Raw genomic sequence first — 18275 nt, 5'->3', positions numbered from 1 at the left:
GAGCGGCGCTCTCAGTCCGCAAACGTGGGTTTCCAGGGCGCGAGCATGTTCTCCACCGTGTAGCGCGCGGCCTCGGCCGCGCTGAGCTGGCTGGACTCGGGGGCTCGCTGGCTCGCCTTCGCGCCGGGTCCCGTGGTCATGTGCTCGGCGAAGCGCGCCGTCGCGAGCGTGTTGTCGCCCATGCGGACCCAGCCGACGGGCGCGATGTGCGCGCCGAGCTCGGTCCCGAGATAGGTGGTCGCGCCGTAAGGGCGCCAGTTGCGACCCAGGGCGACCGAGCCGAATCTGACGGAGCTGGCCGCCGTGGCCCGTCCTCCCAGGAACACGATGCCGAAAGGAGTCGATTCGTCCGTGCTCGGCGCTGTGATCGCCGAGCCGCCCGCGGCGTTGTGCATCGTACAGTCCTCGAACACGGCGGTGGCGCCGCCGAAGATGAAGTCGACGCTGCCCTCGATGGTGCAGTCCCTGAAGTACTGGGTTCCGCCCTTCACATAGAGGGTGTCCTGGTAACCGAGGGCCCGGCAGCGGCGGAACTGCACGCGGCTGCCGGTGACGAGGAGGGCCACGGCCTGCACGCCCGGGCCCGTGCTGTTGGCGAAGGTGATGTTCTCGGCGGAGACGTCGCTCGCGGAGATATTGACGCTGAAGCTCCCCGACGTGCCCAGCGTGCCTCCTGCGCCGTTCGAGGTGTTCGCGTTGTCACCGTAGGTGAGCACCGTCGTCTCCGCCCGACCTGTCTGGCCGCAGAGCGTCACGTGGGGACGGTCGACGACGAGCTTCTCGGAGTAGGTCCCGGGGGCGATGCGAATGACGGTGGGCGTCGTGTTCGATTTAACGACGCTGTTGATCGCGGCCTGCACCGAGGTGAAATCGCCAGAACCATCGCGGTTCACCTCGATGAGGGCTCCACCCGTCACGCTGTTGCAGTCGGACGTACCGCCGCCCTCCGAGCCACCGTCCCCTGAACCACCTTCACCCGAACCGCCGCCGCCGCCTGAACCACCTTCCCCTGAACCGCCGCCGCCGTCGTCGCCGCCGGTTCCGCCGGTCCCCGCGCCGGCGGCTCCGCCGGCGCCAGCGCCTCCCGAGCCGCCGGACGACGCCGCGCTGCCGCTGCCCGTCGTGCCGTTCGGTTGCCCGCTGGAGGCGGCGGACGAGCCACCTCCGGCGGACGAGGCCGGATCATCGGCGCCCTGCTCGCTCGAACACGCGAGGGAGCAAGAGAGTGCAAGAAGGGAAGCGAGCGCCAGGTAGAAGCGGGGACGCGGCATGGGGAAGCTCTCCGAACAGAAGCAGGTGCGCATCACGTGCACCTCAGGAGAGCGAGTTGCTCGACGAAGGTCGGACCCGCCAAAAAAAGAGGGCCCTCGGTGGAGCTGCCCTCGGGGCCTCGCGCTCGAGGTGTGGAGCGGAGCGCTCTCGGCGCCGCGCGGCGGTGCCTGAGCGAGCTGCGCTTCCTGGGGCGGCCTGCTCCCGCCCCGCCTCTTTACTCGCGTGCGAGCGGCAGCGCCCAGGGCCCTCCGGCTCCGGCGCGGGAGATCACCTGGGGCAACGCGTCGCTCGCCCGCTCGGGCGCGTAGTCGTAGGGGGGCTCGAAGACGTCATCGGCTGGCTCCCCGTTCCCGCCCAGGTGAACGTCGCTCTCGTCGCGGTAGAGGTTCGAATCAGGGACGGCCAGGAGGAGTCCCCTGCCCGTCGCGTCGCTGCAGTCCGAGCGCCGCGTCGCCGCGTCGGCGTTCTCGAACACGCTCGCCTCGAGCCGCACCTGCCCCTCACAGGCGGCGCCGACCGCCCAGTCCGAGATGTTCGAGAACACATTGTTGAAGAGGTGGGCGCGCGCTCGGGATCCGGTGGCCAGCGGGGCGCGCGCCCTCACTTCATCGAAGCGACAATGGTGCATCGTCACCTCGGCGTCAGTGATCGTGCAGGCCCAGCGCTCGCGGCCGCCACACTCGGCCTCGTTTCTGCCGTCGAAGTGGCCGTAGGAGAAGGTGACCCCGCTCGTGCCCGAGTGGACGTCGGCGAAGGCGTCGCTGATCCGTTGGACGGTCGTGTGATCGATCCAGACCCTCGAGGCTTGCGTCAGCGTGAACGCATCGCCCGCTTCGTGCACGTTCGGGTTCAGATCGTAGAGGGCGAGGTTGCGGATGATCACGTTCTCGATCGCGTTGAGATCCATGTTCACGCCCGGCAGCGCCGCGCCGCGCCCGAGCCCGACGAGGGTCTTGTTGGAACCGAACTGGAGGACGCGATGGTTCCGCGTCGCCCCGACGAGCGGACGCTCGCAGGTCGCATCCCCGGTGAGGACCTCATAAAACGTCTTCTCGGGCTCCTCCGAGCAGGTGCTGGGACAGACCTCGATGTCCTGGACCTCCGAACCCTGGCGGCGGAAGTCGTAAACGCCTTCGGCGAGCAAGAGCACCGCCGGCTCGTCCGAGCGGGCGAGGCTCTCGAGCTCGGTCCAGCTTGAGACGAGCACGGGCTTCGCCCCCGCGCCCCCCGTCGTGCCCTCGCCAAAGCCGATCGGCTCGATCCGTATCACTTTTCGGAGGGCGATGGGCCCCCTCGTCCCGAGCGCGGGCCCGATCCAGCGAGCCGCCGTGCTCGATGGGAAAGCGGCCTCGGGATCGCAGCCCGGCAGATCTCCAGCGCTCCCCAGCTCGCGCGCCGCCGCCCAGCTGCTGTCGTCGTAGCCGAGCGCGGTCCAGTCCCCTTCCGGCGCGGTGCTCAGCTTCCAGTCGCTGCCGCTTCCATGGCTGCGCTCGAGCTCGTCGAGGTGGAGGAGAGCCGCCGGGGTCCCCGTTGCGGCATGAACGCTCACGGCGATCACGTTCTCTCCCGGCAGCAGGGAGAGGGGCACGAAGAGCGGAGCGCGCGCCGACTCGCTCGCGGCAATGAGAACACCGTTGACATGGACGCGGAATGTATCGCGCGCCGTGATGGAGAGACCGGGGCCCTCCTGCGCGCCGTAGATCGTGCCGACGAGCGGGGAACTCGCGAGCTCCTCTCCCTCTCCGAAGGCGGCCCCGGGGGGGAGCTCCGCTGCGGGCGGCTCGCCGTCGCAGGCGAGCTCCGAGAGGGAGGGAGAGCCGCCGCCGACACCCGCGCTCTCCGCAGGTCGGGTGGCCGTCTGGATGAGCTGGTCCTCACAGGAGAGCGCCCAGGCCAAGGCCGAGAGCGCGGCGACTCGGAGGAGCCAGGTGCGGCAGGAGAGGCGCATGGCGAACAGGGCAAAGCTTGGGGGCGATGTCCGAGAGCGCAACCCAAATGCTCCGAGTCGCCCGCGCCGATCCAGCGTCCCGGCGGCGGCTGAATTTTTCTGGAGGGTCGGGACGCCCCCAAGTAACTAGGAGAGAGTGGCTCAACCCACGCGCTCCGCCCCGCCGCCCGGACCCACCTTGGCCCGCTTCCCCGCCGACAAGCGGTCGGACGCGAGCCTGGTCGCCGGCGCCGCCGCCGGAGAGCGCGAGGCCCTCGCCGTCATCTGGGACAGGTATTCGGGTCTCGTGCGAGGTGTGCTCTACGGTGCCCTCGGCCCCGACACGAGCCTCGAAGACCTGGTCCAGGAGGTCTTCCTGGGCCTGATGCAGGGCGCTGCGCGCATCCAGGACGGGGGGGCCCTCCGCGGCTACCTCGCGTCCATGGCCACGCGGCAGGCGGCGCTCGAGATCCGGAAGCGCAAGATACGCCGCTGGGTGGGCCTTTCCCCGAGCGGAGAGCTCCCCGAGCGCGCCCTCGCGCGCGTCGACTTCGAGCATCGCGAGGTGCTCAGCGCCCTCCACCGTGTGCTCGACAAGCTCAGCACGCGCCGGCGCATGGCCTTCGTGCTGCGCCACGTGCAAGGCCTGGAAATGCTCGAAACGGCGGCGGCGCTCGGCGTGTCCGAGTCGACGGTGCGCCGTGAGCTCGAGAGCGCGCGCGCGTTCTTGCTCAAGGCGCGCGAGCCCGCCCTCCAGGAGTTCCTGTCCCGGTGTGAAGGACTTTGGCCATGAGCGAACCCGAACGACAGCTCGATCCCGTCGCGGCCCTCCTGCAGAGAGCCGCTCAGCTGAGCGAGCCGGAGCGCCGCGAGGCGCGCGCCGCTTTCCTGCGCCGCGTCGACGAGGAGCAGGCCCGCGCGAGCAAGGCGCGGGTGGTCGTCCGCTGGGTGGCTCCGCTCGCCTTCGCCGCGAGCGTGCTGATGGCCGTTTTCTTCTTCTGGCGAACGGAGCGAGGTCTCGATTACGTCGTCGAGGGCGCGGTGAACGAGAGCGGTTATGTGCGTGCGCCCGTCGATCACCCGGCCGCCATCACCTTCTCCGATCAGACGCGGATCCGGGCCGCGGCAGGGACGCGGCTTCGCATCGACGAGATCAAGAACGAGCGCGGCGCCCGCATCTCGGTCGAGCGCGGCCGGGTCGAAGCCGAGGTCACGCACACCGGGCACAGCGATTGGCGCTTCGTCGCGGGTCCCTTCGTGGTCCGCGTGGTGGGCACGCGCTTCGAGCTGCTCTGGGACGCCGATCGCGAGCGGCTCGAGGTGATCCTGCGCGAGGGCGCTGTCGAGGTGGAGGGCTACTCCGGCTCTGGGGTCGTGAGCGTGCGCGCGGGGCAGCGCTTCGTGGGGGACGCTCAGGCGAGGACCCTGCACGTCAGCGACACGACGGCGCAAGGCCCCGACACGGCGGCGCAAGGCCCCGACACGGCGGCGCAAGGTCCCGACACGGCGGCGCAAGGCTCCGAGCCCGCGCCTCCTGCAGCGCAGGGACAGCACGCCGAGGTCGCGGCGCCGCCGCCGGAGTCCGCTGCTCCCCCGGCGCCGAGCGCCGCTGAAACCCCGGCGCCCCTCGTCGCCCCGCCGAGCGCCAGACCGCCCTGGACCAAGCTCGTTTCCCAGGGCGAGTTCCGGCGCGTCGTCCAGGAGGCCGAGGCGCGGGGCACGCAGAGCTGCCTCACCTCCTGTGATGCCGCCGATCTGAACGCCCTGGCCGACGCCGCTCGCTACGTGGGGCAGAACGAGCTCGCCGAGCAGGCCCTGCTCGCCCTGCGCGCGCGCTACGCATCGACCGCGGGGAGCCGCGCAGCCTTCTTGCTCGGGCGCCTTCACGAGAGCCGCGGCGCCGCCGCGCGCGCCAGGACCTGGTACGAGACGGCGCTTCGCGAGGCGCCGGGCGGCGCCTTTGCCGCCGAAGCGCTCGCGGGAAAGATGCGCACGGTCCAGAGCCTCGAAGGACCGGCCGCCGCGCGCGCGGTGGCGCAAGAATACCTGCGCCTCTATCCGAGCGGGGTCCACGCCAAGACGGCTCGACAGCTCGCCGCTCAGCCCTGATCGATGGTCCGGCGGGCACGAACGCTCCTCGTCCTGCTCCTGCTGCTCGTCTGCCCTCGAGCGGCGTGGGCGCAGCGCGTGCTCGTCGTCCGACCGGATCCGCGCGATTCCACGCTCTTCGAGGCCTTCGGACGGCTCTCTGCCGAGCTGGAGCTGCAGTCCTTCGAGGTCATCGTGCTCGGGAGCGCTGCGCGCTCGCCCGGAGCCGAGGAGCTCGAGCAAAAGGCGCAGGAGAGCGAGGCCTTTGCGGCTGTCGCGCTTCGGCGCGACGGAAGCGGCACGGCCGCCGAGGTGTGCATCGTGGACCGCGTGACCGGCAAGACGACCACACGCAAGCTCCTCATCGATCCCTCCAGCGATGGCCCGATGCTCCTCGCCGTGCGCGCCGTCGATCTCCTGCGCGCGAGCCTCCTCGAGCTCGGCTCGGGCCAGGCGCCCGCTCGGGATGTGCTCGGCGTCGAGGCTCAGCCGCCCGCCCCCGAGGTGCTCCGCTTCTCCCGGGAGCCGCCCCGCTTTCACGTGCGCACGGGAGGGCTCGTCCTCTTCACCCCTTCGGTGGGCGGCGGCGTCGGCGCGCAGATCGGGGCGCACACCCGCCTCGACGAGCGCTTCCGTCTCGGCCTGCTCCTGGGAGGTCCCCTCTTTGGCGCCGAGTTCCGTGCAGCAGGCGGCACCGCCCGGGTGCGCCAGGAGCTCGCGCTCCTCCGGGCGAGCTGGAACCTCGGGCAAGCAGCCGGCGATCTCCACTGGGAATGGGGGCCGCTCCTCGGAGTCGGCGCCTACCACCTCCAGGCCACCGGCGATGTCGAGCCACCGCTCGTGGGGCACAGCGAGGAATTCTTCAGCTTCGCCGCGGACGCGGGGCTGAGCGTCCAGTACTTCTTTCATCCGAGCGTGAGCCTCGGCCTCGAGCTCACCTGTCTCACGCTCCTGCCGCGCCCCGTCATCGCCGTCGAGGAGGAGCGCTCCGCTCCGCTCATCGCGCAAGCCCTGGGCACGCTCAGCCTGGGCGTCTCGTTCTGAGGACGCGCGGCGAGCCGCCCTCGAGGCGTCACGGGACGAGGGAGTTGATGTACTCCTCAAGGTTCGTCCAGCCGTCGCCGTTGCGGTCGCCATTGCGATCCTCCGGGTCGCCGGGGTCGAGCGCCGCGGAGACCTCCCACGCATCCGGCATCCCGTCCTGATCCGTGTCCCTGGGCGCAGAGCCCCCCGGGATGTCTCCAACGGCGTTGGGAAGGCCGAGGCTCTTCTCGTCGCTGATCGTGGCGCCGTCGGTCCCGAGGGACGCGAGCTCTTCCATCACGAAATCGTCGACCGGGTCACGCCAGAGCGACGCCCCGGCGTGATTCATCACGTGGTCGAAGGCGTCCTCTGCGCTCATCGCGGGCACGTCGGGGACCTCCACGCTCGGAGTCGCCTCCCAGGTCACCGAGCCGAAGTCCCCTTGGCCGAGCAGGCGGCCGTTCAGGACACCGTCCTTGTTGCTGTCGTACCAGTTGTCGACGGCATAGAGGTGGTACTCGGGCGTGGGGCTGTCCAGGGTACCGCCCTTCGTCTCCGGGCCGGTGATCAGGTAGTTTCCGACCATCGCCCCGTCCGAGCGTCCGCTCGTGTCGCCCAGGATGTAGCCCGAGGCGACCCAGTTGTAGACGACGTTGTTGACGAACTGCAGCGTTCCGCGGGCCTTGGGATTGCGGGAATTGTTGTCGATGTACAAGGACCGGATGATCGACGTGGCGCTCGTGTTGACGATGCCGCCCGTGCTGTGGGTCTGGAGCCCCTGAGCGACGATCGCGTCTTGCAGCGTGATGTTGTAGAGCTCCGCCCCGCTCTCCCGGTTCAGATCGAAGGTGCCGTCGCGCCCCCAGCTCAGGGAGCAATGGTCCCAGATCACATCGTGACCGTTGGCCATGGTGACGGTGTCCTTGCCGGACTCGCCGATCTTGCCCATGCGAAACCGCACGTAGCGAACGATCGTGTTCGAGGCGCCGGAGAACGATGTGCCGTTCCCGTAAATGGTGATGCCGCCGCCAGGCGCGGTCTGCCCGGCGATCGTCTGGTTATTCTTGAACACCAGGCGGGAGTCGATCTTGATGACGCCGCCGACGTCGAAGACCACGGTGCGATGCGGCTGGCTGATGGCGTCCCGCAGGGAGCCGGGTCCCGAATCGTTCAGGTTGGTGACATGGTAGACGTCGCCGCCGCGGGCGCCTGTGGCCATCCGACCGAATCCCTGGGCACCAGGGAACGCCCCGAACTCGACGGCGCCTGACCCGCCCGTCCCAGCGCCGCCGCCCACACCGGGGCTCGGTGCGCCGCCGCCCACACCCGGGCTCGGCGCGCCGCCGGCCCCTCCGGTTCCTGTCGTCACCCCGGAGGAGGCGTCGCTGCCCGACGCCGCGCTGCCCGGCGTCGCTCCGCCCGCGCCAACAGGATCCATCGAGGGAGCTCCGCCGCTCCCGGAGCCGTCGTGCGGCGTCTCGGAACACGCCCACGCGGCTGCGCCCAGAGCAAAAAGTGCCAGCCGAGAAAGGCTCGCCCGGCCTGGCAGGCATCGTGCCCAGGTCTTCATGCTCCCGGAGTTGATCGAGCTCCCGCTCACCTTTCAGAAATCGTCACCTGCGGCGCAGGATGGCGTGCTGCGTCGCACGCGATATGGCCGAGGTCCAGGCCGTGTTGCCAGTGGGCTCAGCCGACGCGGGCGCGTCGACCTCAACGCGGCTGGCTCAACGCAAACGCGATGCCGCTCTGGAGCGAGCCCATCGTGACGATGCTGCCCAGATCGACGCCGAGCGCCACGAGGATCTGCGCGACCTCGGGGCGAATGCCGGTGAGGACCATCTGCGCGCCGAGCAGACGCACGGCCTTCGCCGTCCGGATGAGCGCGTCGGCGACGTGGGAGTCCACGTTCGATACGCCCGTGATGTCGAGGATCACCACCCTGGACTGCTCGGCGCTGACGCCTTGGAGCAGCCGCTCGAGGACCGCCGCGGCGCGGCTCGAGTCCACCGCGCCGATGAGCGGCATGATGACGGCCCGATCGCTGATGCGGAGCAGGGGGGTCGACAGCTCGCGGAGCGTGGCGGCCTGGACCCGGATCATCTCGTCCTTCAGGCGGACGCGTTCCTCCTCGGCGCGCTTGCGCTCGGTGAGGTCCGCCGTCACGGTCGCCAGCGCCATGGGCTCCCCGGTCTCCGGGTCCCTGATCAGGAAGGAGTTGTAAAGGACCGGAATCGCAGCCCCGGTCTTGAAGTGCCTGAACCTGAACTCCCCGACCCAGCGGCCGTGCTCCATCGTCGCGGGCATGATGTGCTGCTCGATGTAGGGGAGGTCGTCGGGGAAGAAGAAGCTGCCGATCGTCACCCGCGGCAGCTCGCTCGCTTCGAGGCCGACGAGCTCCCGCCCTGCCTCGTTGAGGTACTGGGCGACCCCTTCCATCGAGGCGATGCCGATGAAATCCGAGCTGTTCTCCGTCACGGCGGCGAGCCGCTTCTGCTCCGCCTCGATCTCGAGGAGCTGCGCCTCGCGCTCGTGCAGCGCCCGGATCTCCCGCCTGTGCTCGGCCAGCTCCCGCTCGCGCTGGGCCAGCTCCTGCTCCAGGCGGACGACGCGCTCCCGCAGCGCCGAGGCGTCGCTCGGATCGAGTCGGCCCTCCATGCTCATGGCGCTCCCCTCATGCCAGCTTGTTCACACACGCTCGCCCCTGCGCGGCGCCCAGCACCACACCACGTGTTCCTGCGAACCGCCGTGTGCCCGAGGCGTGATGAACTATAGGCGAGAGGAAGGCCTACGATCTACTGGAAAGCCAGGCTGGATGGATTTGATGCAGTCGTGGCTTGCTCACGTTGGGGCCCAGCCATCAACATTGCAGGTTTTCCACGCGGCGGCCGGGCGCTGCCGGCACGGTGCGCGCATGACCGTCCGCGCGGGTCACCGTGAGTCACCGCGCTACCGCAGGATCTCCTCAAGGAGCGCGTTCTTCGCGCCGCGGCGATCCTCGCCGAACGACGTGACGCCCAGGCCGTAGTACTGGTTCATGATGGTGAACCACAGATCGCGGAGCTGGCGATCGTTGCCGAGGGCGTCGTAGGCGACGTGCGCGTCGTTCAAGAAGACGCCGTCTCCGCCGAGGAGCACGATGGGCAGGTCGTACCCGTCGTGGTCGTGCGAGCGCATCTCGCTCATGTGCACCATGACGCAGTGATCGAGCACCGTGCCGTCGCCCTCGGGGATCGCGTCGAGCCGCTGCGCGAGCTGCGCGCTCTTCTGGTTGAGCCAGGTGTTGATCGCCGCGTAGTCGAGGTTGCTCTGCGTGACGATCTTGTACTGGCCGTTCTGGGTCGCGCGGTCCAGGTTGCCGGCGGCGTGCTGGGAGGAGTGGTAGTGCAGGCTGGCCTCTCTCCTGTACGCGAGTCCCACCTTGGCACGGACGTCCTCCGGGATGCACCGGTACTCGAACTCGGAGCGCATGTCGTCGTGCATGTGGGTGATCACGCGCGTCACGTCGCATTGAATGGCCATGACGATAAGATCGATCATGACCTTCGCGTGATCTTCGTGCTTGTACGGGCCGGCTCCCGTGTTGTCGTTCTCGTTGAGCCCCTCCGCCTGGCCCGGCGGCTCGGGGACCACGCCGGGCTGGCTGATCGGGCTGCAGCCAAGGCCCGTCCCGGGGTTCATCGTCGACTGGACGCGGGTCGCGTTCTTCTCGATCTCGCGCAGCGAGTCCAGGTATTGCTGGACGATCTTGCGATCGTCGGAGCCGACCCGGTTCATGAGCGAGTTCGCGTCCGCGAGCACGCCGTCGATGACGCTCTTCTCGGTCGCCGCGCGGCGCTCCGCCTCGATCCTCGCCTGCTCGTCGGTCTGCCCTGGCATGGACCCCGCCGCGCCCGCGCCGACGAGCGCGTCGAACACCGCCTTCGGGTTGACCGAGCGCTTCAGCGGCTCGCTCGGGCTCTTCCAGGAGAGAACCTGATTGTAGGCGTAGCTGCGCTGGTCGAAGAAGCCGGGCTTGACGCCGAGCCCCGTCTGCAGCGACGGGATGCGGGTCGCCTGCTCCGGGCCTGCCTTCTGGACGATGAGCTGGTCGACCGAGACGCCGTTCCCCACCCACTCGCCGAGGTCCCGGCGCGCCTCCCTCCCCAGCTGATCGGCGTCCACGCAGGTCGAGAGCGCCGCGCCGAGGCGCGAGTGCGAAGGCTCGATGTAGGGGTGCTGCTCCGTGCTCCACGTGTAGTTGCCGAGGCGGCTGATCATGAGCATCTTCGACTTCACCGGCGCGAAGTGCTCGAGCACCCTCGGCAGCTTGAAGTCGGCGCCCTTCAGCGTCTTTCCGAACGCCGGGGCCGTCTCCCACCAGTGATGGGGCGCCCCGTTCGGAAAGGTGCAGAGCACGAACCGCTTCGGGGTGCCGGGCTCACCGCCGCGCGCGCTGCGCGGCGCGAGGCTCTCGAGAAACGGCAGCGCCAGGCAGACGCCCGCGCCGCGCAACAAGTTTCTGCGTGTCATCAAGCGTTTCATGTGCGCATCGCTCCTTCGTGCCTCGTCGTGTGCAGAAACAACGCGTGCGGCCTCACCGCGCCTTGTCCTTCGCTCGAAGGCGGAACGCATCGCTGGTCACCACCTGCTTCGCCAGATCCGCGATCGTGCCGCCGGCCCAATGCCCGGCGATCTCCTTGATCCTCGTCCTGTCCCCGGCGCTCGGGCGCCGGCGCAGGGCATAGCTGAAGAGCTGCTCGGAGGGGCACGTCCCCGAGCGGGCGGCCTCCACGAGCGCCGGCACGAGACCGGAGATGTCCTCGAACGGCGCGCCCTCGTACACCCCCGTCGCGTCGATCGGGTCGCCGTTCGGGTACTGGGTCCTGTAGGCGCCGATCGGGTCGAAGTTCTCCAGGCTCAGCCCGATCGGGTCGAGCACGTCGTGGCAGCCCGCGCAGTCGGGCGACGCGCGGTGCTTCTCGAGCTCCTTGCGCACGTTGGTGACGCCGCCCGTCTCCCCGTCCGCGGCGCCGAGCTCCGGGATATCCACGTTGGCGGGCGGCGCCATGGGCGCGCAGAAGAGCTGCTCCAGGATCGTCTTCGCGCGGGACGTGGGAGAGGTCCGGTCGGCGCGGGACGACAGCGTCAGGAACGCTGGGAGCGTGAGGAACCCCTCGCGCAGGCCCTCGGGGTCGTTCGCATAGAGCGGCTCGATCAGCCGGCTCTCCGGGTGGGGCGCCGTGAGGAACTCGGACCACGGCCGCCCGCCGGTCGTGAAGCTGGCGAAGTACTCGTTGACCTGGTCGAGCATCGCGCCCTTCATCTCATCGTTCCAGCTCGGGAACTGGCTCGTGTCGGCGTTGTGGCTGGGGAGCGTGCGCGTGCCGAGCCACTGCCCGAAGAAGTTCTGGAAGAAGGCGGCGCTCTTCGGGTCGTCCAGCATGCGGTCCACCTGCTGCTCGAGCTCGCCCGCGGTGGCCAGCTCATCGCTCGCCGCCGCGTCGAAGAGCTCCTCGTCCGGGAGCGAGCTCCAGAGCAGGTACGAGAGGCGCGACGCGACCTCGTAGCCGTTGAGGGCGCCCGGCGATCTCGCCGAGTCGGGGCCCAGCTCGATCCGGAGGATGAAGTGCGGCGACGTGAGCACCGTCCGGACGACGTGCTGCACCGCCTCGACCGGGGACATCTCGAGGGTGGTCCGCGCGTCATCGTACTGCGCCGCGTAGCGGTCGACCTCCGCCGCCTCGAGCGGGCGCCGGAAGGCGCGCAGCCCGAAGCGCTCGATGATCTCGCGCGCGCACCGGTCGTCCGTGCCCTCTGCCGGGTCGCACACGAGGATCTTGGCGCGCTGCTCCTCGTGCGAGAACGCGTCCTCGGCGAGCGTCCTGGCGGCGTCGTAATACCCCTGGACCAGGACCTGCGAGAGGTTCGAGAGCGCGTTGACGTTTGCGTCGAAGCCCTTCGCGCCGAAGGCCGGGAATCCGTCCGCCGGCCGCAGGCTCGTTCCCAGGAGGTGGGCGACGGTGGAGTTGTACTCCGACGCTGTCATGTGGTGCAGAGGCATCCTGTCTACAGCGATGGCGGCACCCTGGTCCGGGGTCTGCCCCGGACTCTCCTCCGAAGAGTCATCACCCCCGAGGGTGCCAGTGCACGAGATGCTCAGGAGGCATCCCCCGGCAGCGATCCAGGGACTCGCGAACACTCGGTCCAGTCTGAATGTCATCGTCGGCTCCCGCGTGTGGAATCGGCAGTTCCGTCTTGTGACCGGAGCGCGCTGTTTTCGTGATCAAATCGACCGGGTGCGGGCATAAGCGCGAAGATCGCGGCGGGTCGTATGAATCCAGGGTCGGCGGCAAGCGGCATCGGCCAAGCGCCTGCTCGACCTGCGCGCTCGGCGCGAGCGCGCCCTCCACGGCCGCGCGCATCGACCGCCTGTCCTCGTCGGTCGGCTCGTCCGCGTCGCGAAGGGGCGCTCAAGAGCGCCCGCTCGCCGGTCCCCAGCTCATCCATGGCGGCCTCCTCGGATCTTGGCGTGGTGGCGGTGCACCGCGTCGGAAAATGCCTGTCGAGCGGCCCTCAGCCGCGCATACACGGTGTTGACGTTGACCCCGATCCCCTGCGCGATCTCCGACGCCGGAAGCTCTTCCAGCTCGGCGAGGAGGAGCACCACGCGCTTCTCCTCGTCGAGCGACGCCAGGAGGTCGTGCACCACGCGCGCGGCCTCCGCCCTCTTCATGGCCTCGTAGGGGCTGAGGTCGCTCGGCCCCGCGAGCTGCTCGGGATCCACGATCTCTCCTGTCCCGCGGTGGGCCGGGCACTGGCGGCGCTGCGCTCTCCGGTGCGCCTGTACGACGTTGACCACGATCCCGAAGACCCACGTCTTCAGCGACGAGCGGCCCCGGAACTCCGGGAGCCGCCGGTGCACGACGGCGAACACCTCCTGGCATACGTCCTCGTGCGCGGAGGCGTCCGCGACGAGGCGGCGCACGGTCCGCCAGACCAAGGGGAAGATCTCCTCGTACACCTCTGCGAAGTCGAGCGGCGCGGCCTGTACGCCGGCCGCGGAGACCGCGTCGGCGGGCGGAGGCGTCGACGGAGCGATCGCCGCGCGGGCGGTCACGGGCTGCACCTCGCCGCCGGTAGCATCGGAGCTCGCCAAGATACCCTACCACACGCGGGGGCCCGCCAGCCGCAAGCATGCCAATGCGCCGCGACGAGATCGACGCGGCAGCCGTCGCAGGTGGCGAGGGAGGCGTCGATGTACGCGAACGGATCCGTCTTTCGGCCGCCGCCGTAGAAATCCATTCTGTGCGAGCCTCCCGGATACCAGAACCTAGCCATGCACCGAAGAGTGCCGCCTTCACCTTGCGAGGCTCGCTCGTCCGAATCTACTGCTCCGAGCTCGCCCTTCGAGAGGGGTTGCAATCCGCATGGAACATCTCCCCCGTTCCTGGCTCAACCTCTCGAGAGCGCGGCATGGACGGCCCTCTCGGGCGGGCCGGGTTTCAACAGGACAGCGCCGCGCGTCAGGGGCGGGGAGAGGGAGACATTGATGATAAAGCGATGCTATTCAACAGATGAACCGCCGCTGTAATCGCTGCTGCACAAAGGATGATACTGGCCAGGACTGCGATTCCAGCCGCGGGCCATTGATTGAGCTCACCGTGACTCGCATCCGCGACGACCGAGCGAATCCATGGCGATGTCGTTCGGGACATGAAGGTCTCGGTGCGCATACCGACCCCTTCAGCGGGGAAGCAAAAGGATACCCGCTGGGGCCGATTGTGAACGCTCACATGCGCAGTGTCAACTCCTATCGGCGGGACCGCGGAGCTCCTCGATCCTGGGGAGGACACGGCTGGCGGGGCTCCTCCGGAGCGCCGTGTCAAGAGCAGCGGGCGGCGGACGTCAGGGCACAGGATAGCGTCGCTTCCCGTCGAGCAGGCTGGGCTCGGCGATCTTCTGGGCTCACACACGGGACGGGGGGCGCTGGCTGCAATACACTCGGCTCGGAAACCTCGGCTCGGAGCCATGCGCGCCCTCGTCCTGAGAGCCCCGAAGAGTCCGCTCGTGCTGGAGGATCGGCCCGCTCCGCGGCCTGGTCCCGGTGAGGTGCTGCTCCGCGTGCGCGCCTGCGCCGTGTGCCGCACCGATCTGCACGTGGTCGACGGCGAGCTGCCGGACGCCAGGCTGCCGCTCGTGCCGGGGCACCAGATCGTGGGCGAGGTCCTCGAGGAGGTGCCCGCGGCGGGCGAAGGGCCGCGGTTCGCGCTGGGCGCGCGCGTGGGTGTGCCCTGGCTCGGCTGGACCTGCGGCGTGTGCGCGCATTGCCGCGCAGGGCGGGAGAACCTCTGCGACCGGGCGCGCTTCACCGGGTACCAGATCGACGGCGGGTATGCGGAGCTCGCGGTCGCGGACGCGCGCTTCTGCTTCCCGATACCCGACGGCTTCCCCGACCTCTCGGCCGCGCCGCTGCTCTGCGCCGGGCTCATCGGGTACAGGACGCTGCGTCTGGCGGGGGACGCCGGGCGGATTGGCATCTACGGGTTTGGCGCCGCCGCGCACCTCGTGGCGCAGGTGGCCCGCTTCGAGGGTCGGCGCGTCTTCGGGTTCGTCCGGCCGGGCGACGACGCGGCGCGCGCGTTCGCGCTGTCGATGGGGGCCGAGTGGGCAGGCTCTTCCTTCGATGCGCCGCCCGAGGAGCTCGACGCGGCGCTGATCTTCGCCCCGGCCGGCGAGCTCGTGCCTGCCGCGCTGCGCGCCGTACGCAAGGGCGGCGCCGTGGTCTGCGGGGGAATCCACATGAGCGACATCCCCTCGTTCCCTTATTCGCTCCTGTGGGGCGAGCGGGTGCTGCGGTCGGTGGCGAACCTGACGCGCAGGGACGGCGAGGAGTTCCTCGCGCTCGCGCCGCGGGTGCCCGTGCGGACGGAGGTCAACGTCTACCCGCTGCTGGCGGCCAACGAGGCGCTCGACGATCTGCGGAACGGCCGCTTTTCGGGGGCAGCGGTGCTCGTGCCGCCGTGAAACCCGCTCCCCGAGCGCCGCGCCGAACAGCCGTAGGAGGTGTGCTGTCTGGGACGTGTCGGCGATGCGCTCGCGACGCGCGACTCAGGCGCAGCCTGGTATTCGTTCCAACTTTGTCCGGATACGTGGTTAGTCCAACAAGTCAATTCCACGGAGGCGCCCAAGGACCTAAGCTGGCCAGGGGGGGTGTTGCTCATGATGGTTCGAAGCGTCCTGGTTCTGTGTCCTGCCATGATGACGTCGCTGGCCGCTTGCGTGGGCGTGCAGGAGGGGGAAGAAGGGGAGGAAGACGATGTCGGCGTTGTCGAGCAGGCCGCTTTCGTCGAGAACGCGCTGACATCGAACGCGCTGACGTCGAACGCGCTGACGTCGAACGCGCTGACGTCGAACGCGCTGACATCGAACGCGCTGACGTCGAACGCGCTGACGTCGAACGCGCTGACGTCGAGCGCGCTCCGGGATCCGCTCGCGCGCCAGCTGCTCAAGTACGTCGTGAGCTGCGCCCTGCCGAGCGGTGCGCGTTTCGATATCAACATCGATGGCGTCGTCTATGGATTCGATGGTGAGCTCGGTCTCCACAAGAAATGGGGCGACAAGGACGGCTCCTGCGACAACGCGTGCAAGGCCTGGGTGTCCGCATGCGTCCTGTCCAGGATCAATCACCTCGGGATCGCGACCCCGATCTCGATGCGAGGGAACAAGTGCGAGCTGTCCTCCGACTCCACGGAGCGGACGGCGTACTCGAACCGCGAAGGGGCATACTATGGCAACATCTTCGCGAGTCCGCCGAACTACTACGCCTGCGTATCGCCCGAGAAGACCTCGATAGAGCGTGTGTGCGGGGCATCGCTGGACGACTGCGCTCTCAGGGTCGTCGGCAGTTGCCGCGACGCGTGCGACAAACCGCAAAGCGATGGAAGCTACCCGAACTGCCGCGATCGCGCCCGCGATTCGTACGGCAAGTTCCCGAGCGGCACGATCTCCTACTCCGGCTCGGTCACCATCTTCTTGAAGTAGAGGACGCGACGGCGGGCGCAGGGCGCCCCAGCGGAGCTCAACCCGTCCCCGCCCGCGCGACGAGCACCGCCTCGGGGCCGGGCGGCTCGGCGAGACCGTCATGGATCCAACGAGGAGATGTCCTCGTCGAACGCCGCCTCGGCCTCGCCGAGCGCGACATCTTCGATGTCGCTCGGGAGCAGCGCGGGTACCTGGACGTGGCGGGTAGGCACGGGCGCCGCAGGGAGGTTGAGCCTCAGCGACTGTTTCATCTCTGTGAGCGTCCTCAGGAACATCGTGAATAGCTCTTTCATGAGGACCTGGTATACCGGCGCGCGCGCCGCGCTCGTATAACCGACGGCCAGCGATGCTCCATGGTATAAAAACGGCGCAGGCGCCGTGACCTCGTAGCCCGGGCTGTCGGCGAGCACCATCCTCAGATCCTTCAGCGGGCATGATCGCACCACGAGGTTATGCCCCGGGGGGATGCGATCCTTGATGGAGGCCCATGTCGTGCACGCTTGCGTCAGCCACTGGCCTTGGTCCGAGGCCTGCCTGAGTTTGTCGCCAATATAGTTCGCGCCCGCGAGCAATCGTCCATATTCGATGCCGCCGCCGAGGTCGCCGAAGAGGTCCGCCATGGTGAGCTCGCCGTCGACGACCTCCTGGAGCTGGATCAGGGTGACGGGGATCATGGCGCGCGCGTGCCGCGGCTCCGCGACGAAGAGGATCGCGGCCATGGAACACAGGAATTCCATCATGGAGAGCTTGACGTCGATCTTCTTGGCGTGGTTCGAGAGCCACCATTTCTCGCTGAACTGCAGCGCGCTGGTGCTCTGGTCGAGCCTGACCCCGCGCAGGAACCGCGCCTTGACGTCCGTGAGCGGCACGACCTGTCGTTGCACGTCCAGGGACGGCATCTCTCCCTCCACGAGGCCGATGAGCACGCGAGCGATTATTTGCTGGTCTTGCGGAGAAAAGCGCGCGAGCCCTTGCCAGATCTCGTTGTATGACAGGTCGAGCACGCGCACCTGCCAGCGCGCATCCGTGGCGCCGACGCAGGGCGTGACGATGCGCGTGGTGCCCTTGCCCGAGGAGTCCTTCTGGTTGATGGCCAGCACGGAGCAGAACGGCCAGTTCAGGATGGTCGCGTGGTGTATCGTGCGGTCGGGGTGCTTCGCGTGCACCGCGTTCACGGCCTTTCGGACCTCGATCAGCTCCTCCGCGGCGCCGAGCAGACCGCTCTTGCCGACGTCGATGACGTGGCATCGTTTTACTTGCAACAGCGGGGTCTCTCCCCTGTGCGTGAGGCGCGTGAACTTCTTGACGAGGCGAATCTCCCAGGGCTTCGTGTCGGCCTCCTCGATCCAGGGCATCGAAAAGAGGTCCCTCTTGTGGACGTGGAGGACGTCCTTGACGTGGAGGATCTGTGAATTGAGCATCTGGCGGCAGACGAACTTCATCTGGGGCGAGCTCCGGAAGGCGTCGTAGAGTTCGTGCCAGTGCTTGGCCTCCTTCAACGCGAGGAGCATCGCGAGGAGGTCATTGGGGGACGATGCGCCCAGGGTAGAGCCGAAGAGATTGGTGACCATCTCTTGAAGCGCCGCCGGCGGCGGAGCGCCGATGATCCTCATCATGCCGTGGATGTATTCGGATCGGAGCAGGGGCTCGAAGTCCTCGTCGTCCTCGTCGGGTGGCTCGACGAGCCGGGGCAATTGGAGGTGGCCACCCGCGTACTGGAACGTCCAGATGGGGAACCGGCCGACGGCCTGCAGTTGCTCGATCACGGCGAGGTCGCATCCATGGGCGCCCAGGTGGTTCTTTTCCTTCCCGATCTTTGCGCGCTTGCAGCAGAACCACCGATTGCATTTCGCGCATTGCGCGACGGCAGGGTTCGTGCACGGCTGGCTGCTGGCGCCTAGCACGAAGGCGCATCTTCCGCAGGGGTGCGCGGCCCCGTCGCGGT

At 68.9% G+C, this 18275-nt stretch carries 13 protein-coding genes; 5 read left to right on the top strand and 8 right to left on the bottom strand.

Annotation, left to right across the window (positions count from 1 at the left end; genetic code table 11):
- Window positions 1–11: 11 nt before the first annotated feature.
- Complete coding sequence (locus POL72_RS04745) at window positions 12–1271, bottom strand: pectinesterase family protein (RefSeq protein WP_272093809.1); 1260 nt, start codon at window positions 1269–1271, stop codon at window positions 12–14.
- 215 nt (window positions 1272–1486) lie between these two features.
- Complete coding sequence (locus tag POL72_RS04740) at window positions 1487–3220, bottom strand: pectate lyase family protein (protein WP_272093808.1); 1734 nt, start codon at window positions 3218–3220, stop codon at window positions 1487–1489.
- A 136-nt stretch (window positions 3221–3356) separates the two neighbouring features.
- On the opposite strand from POL72_RS04740, the gene POL72_RS04735 reads away from it, so the two are divergent.
- From POL72_RS04735 to POL72_RS04725, 3 genes are read left to right on the top strand one after another with little or no spacing between them, the layout of a single operon-like run.
- Window positions 3357–3992: an RNA polymerase sigma factor gene (locus POL72_RS04735; RefSeq protein WP_272093807.1), complete on the top strand. Its 636-nt coding sequence runs from the start codon at window positions 3357–3359 to the stop codon at window positions 3990–3992.
- Complete coding sequence (locus tag POL72_RS04730) at window positions 3989–5308, top strand: FecR family protein (protein WP_272093806.1); 1320 nt, start codon at window positions 3989–3991, stop codon at window positions 5306–5308. The genes POL72_RS04735 and POL72_RS04730 overlap by 4 nt, the downstream gene beginning before the upstream one ends.
- Window positions 5309–5311: 3 nt before the next feature.
- On the top strand, window positions 5312–6331 hold the full coding sequence (locus tag POL72_RS04725; protein ID WP_272093805.1) for a hypothetical protein: 1020 nt from the start codon (window positions 5312–5314) through the stop codon (window positions 6329–6331).
- Between the two features lie 28 nt (window positions 6332–6359).
- On the opposite strand, the gene POL72_RS04720 is transcribed toward POL72_RS04725, so the two are convergent.
- The 5 genes from POL72_RS04720 to POL72_RS04700 all read right to left on the bottom strand — a co-directional run bounded on the left by POL72_RS04720 (window position 6360) and on the right by POL72_RS04700 (window position 13445).
- Complete coding sequence (locus tag POL72_RS04720) at window positions 6360–7748, bottom strand: pectate lyase family protein (RefSeq protein WP_272093804.1); 1389 nt, start codon at window positions 7746–7748, stop codon at window positions 6360–6362.
- Window positions 7749–8020: 272 nt separating this feature from the next.
- A complete protein-coding gene (locus POL72_RS04715) occupies window positions 8021–8971 on the bottom strand; it encodes an STAS domain-containing protein (RefSeq protein WP_272093803.1) in 951 nt (316 codons plus the stop codon).
- A gap of 285 nt (window positions 8972–9256) precedes the next feature.
- The gene (locus POL72_RS04710) at window positions 9257–10819 is read right to left on the bottom strand and encodes a DUF1552 domain-containing protein (protein WP_272093802.1); all 1563 of its coding nucleotides are present in this window, start codon (window positions 10817–10819) and stop codon (window positions 9257–9259) included.
- 64 nt (window positions 10820–10883) lie between these two features.
- Window positions 10884–12335, bottom strand: coding sequence for a DUF1592 domain-containing protein (locus tag POL72_RS04705; RefSeq protein WP_272093801.1), 1452 nt, complete (start codon window positions 12333–12335; stop codon window positions 10884–10886).
- A 453-nt stretch (window positions 12336–12788) separates the two neighbouring features.
- Complete coding sequence (locus POL72_RS04700; RefSeq protein WP_272093800.1) at window positions 12789–13445, bottom strand: RNA polymerase sigma factor; 657 nt, start codon at window positions 13443–13445, stop codon at window positions 12789–12791.
- Between the two features lie 872 nt (window positions 13446–14317).
- Between POL72_RS04700 and POL72_RS04695 the strand changes: the two genes are divergently transcribed.
- Both POL72_RS04695 and POL72_RS04690 read left to right on the top strand, forming a co-directional pair.
- Complete coding sequence (locus POL72_RS04695; RefSeq protein WP_272093799.1) at window positions 14318–15313, top strand: zinc-dependent alcohol dehydrogenase family protein; 996 nt, start codon at window positions 14318–14320, stop codon at window positions 15311–15313.
- Between the two features lie 231 nt (window positions 15314–15544).
- Window positions 15545–16330 (top strand): hypothetical protein, encoded by a 786-nt coding sequence (locus POL72_RS04690; RefSeq protein WP_272093798.1) that lies wholly within the window; start codon window positions 15545–15547, stop codon window positions 16328–16330.
- 98 nt (window positions 16331–16428) lie between these two features.
- Here the strand turns inward: POL72_RS04690 and POL72_RS04685 are convergent, their stop codons facing one another.
- Complete coding sequence (locus POL72_RS04685; RefSeq protein ID WP_272093797.1) at window positions 16429–18096, bottom strand: hypothetical protein; 1668 nt, start codon at window positions 18094–18096, stop codon at window positions 16429–16431.
- Window positions 18097–18275 lie beyond the last annotated feature (179 nt).

Source organism: Sorangium aterium (assembly GCF_028368935.1).
Lineage (GTDB): Bacteria > Myxococcota_A > Polyangia > Polyangiales > Polyangiaceae > Sorangium > Sorangium atrum.
Note: the sequence above shows the minus strand (reverse complement) of the source record. Positions and strands in the feature narration are given on the sequence as shown.